Source organism: Shewanella sp. Isolate7, from assembly GCF_022398425.1.
Taxonomy (GTDB): Bacteria; Pseudomonadota; Gammaproteobacteria; order Enterobacterales; family Shewanellaceae; genus Shewanella.
This window is the reverse complement of the sequence record NZ_JAKEVJ010000137.1, coordinates 1-4235: the sequence shown is the minus strand read 5'-3', so window position 1 is coordinate 4235 and position 4235 is coordinate 1. Positions and strand designations below refer to the sequence as shown.

The following is a 4235-nucleotide window of genomic DNA, read 5'->3' as shown; positions in this document are numbered from 1 at the left end:
TCGTTTCCAGTGGATAGGGACGACGACCATTGCCCGCTTTTGGATAAAAGGGCTCAATCACTTCCAGCAGTTGAGTCCATGGTAACAGGTTGTCCATCCGAGATAAGAAAATCTCTTTACGGGTCTGGCGGCGCTTGCTGGAAAACTCACTATCGGCAAAAGTTAACTGTTGGCTCATGGGCGGTAATGGCTGTGATTTACTATGTAGCTATGATCTCACATCAGGGACTTATTCGCATCTTCCCTAGGCAAATCTCAGATTAAAATGTAACAAAATGTTAATGAAAGCCACTCGCGCTAATTTGGTGGCTTTTGCTTAGACCTGCACTGATGCCCGCTTAATCCACTGCAATGGTAGAGGATGAGCAGATTTTATCCCGCACCAAGTCACGAGGCAGGCTATTCTTGAGTTTATTGCCAAGGTGTTTCACCAAGCCCAAGTGCGCGCCTTGGTAGCTGACCAGCCGCTCGCCCTGAGGCTTCTCTTTTGTGGCTAATCCTATGTCGCGTCCCATCAGGTATTGAATAGCCTGTGCCTCATCCAGCGCGATGCCTCGCGTATTGTCCGCCAGTGCCATCACCGCCTCATGTCTGGGTTTGAAGCCTTTCTTTAGAGCATCGGCCAGTTTGATGCCGATCCGCTGAAAGCGGATCTTGCCGATGAGCGGCTCGACATTACAGGGGAACAACCAGTACTCATCGTCCCTTTGCATCAAGATCCCCTGGCCGTCGAGTTTGATGCCGAAACTCGTCTCGAAGTAGTCGCAGAGGGCCTGGCGAGACTTCTTGTCGATCGGGCTAAAGGGAAAGTTTTTCTGTTTGCGCGGCTCTTCTGTATTTCTGGGAACCTCTGCAAGCTTGGTCAGTTTGGCGATGAAGAAGCCTTCGCTGTCGAAGATCTGCGGCCAGACATGGAGGAAGCCTTCGCTGGTACAGGCTTTGTCGGCACCCGGAAAGAGGTCGGCAAGGGATTCAAACTGCACCGCGTCGCCATAGGTGGCCTTGAGGTGCAGGCAGACATCCTGATTCTCACGGCGATTGAGGGTGCAGGTGGAATAGACTAGGCTGCCACCTGGCTTGAGGGCGAGAAAGGCCGATTCGATCAGGTCGCGCTGCACGCTGGCAATGGCCTCTATCTCCTCTGCATCCCAATGTTTAAGGGCATCGGGATCTTTGCGCACCGTGCCTTCACCGCCGCAGGGGGCGTCGAGCAGTATGGCATCGAAGCTCTCGAATAGGTACTCGCCAAATACCCTGGCATCGAAGTGGGTGAGGGCCAGATTACTGGCGCCCATGCGCTGCACGTTGGCGTGTAGAACCTTGACCCGACTGGAGGAGTACTCGTTAGCGACCAACAAGCCTTGGTTGTTCATCATGGCGGCGAGCTGGGTGGTCTTAGAACCCGGCGCCGAGGCCATATCCAGCAGACTCAGGGAGGCGGCGTCCTCGATTGAGGCAGGAAATAAGGCTTTAGGTGGCAGCATGGAGCTGGCCTCCTGAATATAAAACAGCCCCTGAATATGCTCTACCGTATTGCCTAGCTGAATCGAGTCATCCACCTTGACCCAGAAGCCTTCCTCACACCAGGGGATAGGTTCAAACTGCCAGCCTTTGGCGTTCATCATAGCGATAAAGTCAGAGGTCGTTATCTTGAGGGTATTGACTCGAATGGAGGGGCGTAAAGGCTTGGCGCAATAGCTTATAAATTCGTCCATCGAGAGATGATCCGGCATATCTTTCGCTATGCTATTGATAAAATTTTGATTTAGTTGAACCATAGGTAACAGAATAGAAATATCGTTAGTCGCCAGTATATCACATCCATTATCGGGCCTTGAGCAAAGCTTGGGGTGAAAGGAGTCTCGGGTGTTAAATCGCGTTTGGTTTGCCTTTTTTGTCGCCGCCTTAGTCGCTATTAGTATTAGTCTGTTTCAGGGGCAGTGGCAGATTCTATCTGCCGTGGTCGATGCCCTGTTTGCCAGTGCTAAGTTGGCCGCCGAAATCGCCTTGGGGCTGATCGGTGTGCTTTCGCTGTGGATGGGGCTGATGCGAGTGGGTGAGAAGGCTGGCGTTGTCGGCGTCTTTGCTCGTCTGTTCGAGCCTCTGCTCAGCCGTTTGATGCCCGAAGTGCCCAGAGGGCATCCCGCCTTTGGCAGCGTGACTATGAACCTGACGGCCAACGTGCTCGGGCTCGATAACGCCGCGACGCCGCTGGGGCTTAAGGCGATGCAAGATTTACAGAGCCTGAATCCGGTTAAGAGTGTGGCCACTAATGCCCAGATCCTTTTCTTGGTGCTTAATACCTCCTCGGTCACCCTAGTGCCGGTGACCGTCTTCCTCTACCGCGCCCAACAAGGTGCTGAGTCGCCGGCGGATATCTTCCTGCCTATCTTGCTGGCCACCACGGCCTCGACGCTGGTGGGGGTATTGGTCGTGGCCATCTACCAGCGTATATCCCTACTCAATAGCGTCCTACTCGGTTATGGTGCCCTGATGTTGGCGGCGGTATCGGCCCTGGTGTTTTATCTGGGAACCTTGACGGTAACTGCCATCGGCGAGTTTTCCACGGCCCTGGGTAACGGCATCTTAGTGCTGCTGATCTTTAGCTTTATCCTAGTGGCAGGGCTGCGTAAGGTGGCTGTCTATGATGAGTTTGTCGGCGGCGCCAAAGAAGGCTTTAATCAGGCGGTGCAGCTGATCCCCTATTTACTCGCCATGTTGCTGGCCATCGCCTTGCTGCGTGCCTCGGGTGCGCTCGATTATCTGCTCGGTGTCATCGCCGCCCTGGTGAATCTGCTTGGCGGAGATACCCGGTTCGTCGACGCCTTGCCTACGGCGCTGATGAAACCCTTTAGCGGCTCAGGCGCCCGCGCCATGATGTTGGAGACGATGCAACACTACGGGGTCGATTCATTTGCCGGCCGCTTGGCGGCGGTGGTGCAGGGTAGTACCGAGACTACCTTCTATGTACTGGCTGTCTATTTTGGCGCAGTGGGGATCCGCAACGGTCGTCATGCCCTGGTATGTGGTTTGACTGCGGATCTTGCGGGGATCTGCGCCGCTATCTGGGTCTGCTATCAGTTTTATGGCTGATTGGTACCGAAAAGGACGCGTGCATAGACAAACATGGATAGGCAAGCATGGATAGGCGAGTAAGGATAGGCGAGTATGGATAGGTAAGCCATGGGTAGTAAAGCCATTGATAGGCAAGCCGCTATACAGGCAGCCAAACGTTAGTTCGAGCGGTTAAGAGGTCACACAAGCGTTCGCTTAGGGCGAGAAGCGCTAAACCTTATATAAATGCGATATAGAGAAAATCAGAAGCGATAGCTTACCGACAGCATAGGGCCGATAAAGCTGTAATACAGGTTGTAGTCGGCCACATTGAGTTCATCGGCCATACCGTGTTTAAAGTCAACGTCGACCTTGTAGTAGTTAAAGGCCGCTGACATGTGCCAGTTCTTGGTGATCTCGGCTTCGACACCGGCGCGAATATCGACCAGGCTGCCCCTGATATCATCGAGCTTGATGTAGAAATACTGTGCGTGGGCGTTGAACTTGAAACCAGGGCTGAACTCATAGTCGCCATACAGGCCAACATCTGGCAAAGGCGCAGTAACCTCTTCATCGACAATTCTAGGCGTGGCTGTTTGCGCGCACTGTTGCAGCGTTTCGCCCTTGGCACAGACACCTATTTCCCCGTTGAAGGCGGTCTTGATAAACATGGCATGGATGCCCAGAGACAGTCCTAGGTTGAAGTTATTACCCTGATAGAAGTTATAACCATAGCCCAGGCGTGCAATATCGATATTAAGCGTGGTCTCCAGACGGGCTCCGGACTGAATGTCGTAAACCTGATCGTCTAGGGTGACCTGAAACGGCACGGTAAGTTTCTGTACTTCCGCATTACGGTGCAGCTGTTTCCAGTCGAAATAGATGCTGTGGCGCGAGTTGAAATGGTAGCTAGCCTCGAAGAATGGCAGAAACTGCGACTCTTCCAACGCTAAGTCTTCTTCGAAATCAAGCTTGAAATTATTACCCAGAACCGGATTGGTGACATCCATGCTGGAGTTAGAGTTTGAGTAGAAACCGCCGAGTTTTAGAACGATCTCGCTGGGCTCTACCGGTGCTGATACCGAATAGGAATTGGCAGCTCCTGCGGCAAAAACCGAAGAACTTAAGAGACCCAAGCTAAATATGGCGACCGACTTAATCACTAACTACAACCTCTATCA

3 protein-coding genes and 1 pseudogene are annotated in these 4235 nt (G+C 52.8%); 1 reads left to right on the top strand and 3 read right to left on the bottom strand.

The features are described 5' to 3' along the window. Together L1D47_RS20260 and rsmF are read right to left on the bottom strand one after the other, a co-directional pair. A pseudogene (locus L1D47_RS20260) lies at nucleotides 1–178 on the bottom strand (IS5/IS1182 family transposase); the annotation flags it as partial. A gap of 160 nt (nucleotides 179–338) precedes the next feature. After that, complete coding sequence (rsmF, locus tag L1D47_RS20255; RefSeq protein ID WP_239886574.1) at nucleotides 339–1778, bottom strand: 16S rRNA (cytosine(1407)-C(5))-methyltransferase RsmF; 1440 nt, start codon at nucleotides 1776–1778, stop codon at nucleotides 339–341. Between the two features lie 88 nt (nucleotides 1779–1866). Between rsmF and L1D47_RS20250 the strand changes: the two genes are divergently transcribed. Further along, the gene (locus L1D47_RS20250) at nucleotides 1867–3093 is read left to right on the top strand and encodes a nucleoside recognition domain-containing protein (RefSeq protein ID WP_239886573.1); all 1227 of its coding nucleotides are present in this window, start codon (nucleotides 1867–1869) and stop codon (nucleotides 3091–3093) included. 224 nt (nucleotides 3094–3317) lie between these two features. On the opposite strand, the gene L1D47_RS20245 is transcribed toward L1D47_RS20250, so the two are convergent. Beyond that, nucleotides 3318–4217, bottom strand: coding sequence for a DUF481 domain-containing protein (locus tag L1D47_RS20245; RefSeq protein WP_239886572.1), 900 nt, complete (start codon nucleotides 4215–4217; stop codon nucleotides 3318–3320). Nucleotides 4218–4235 lie beyond the last annotated feature (18 nt).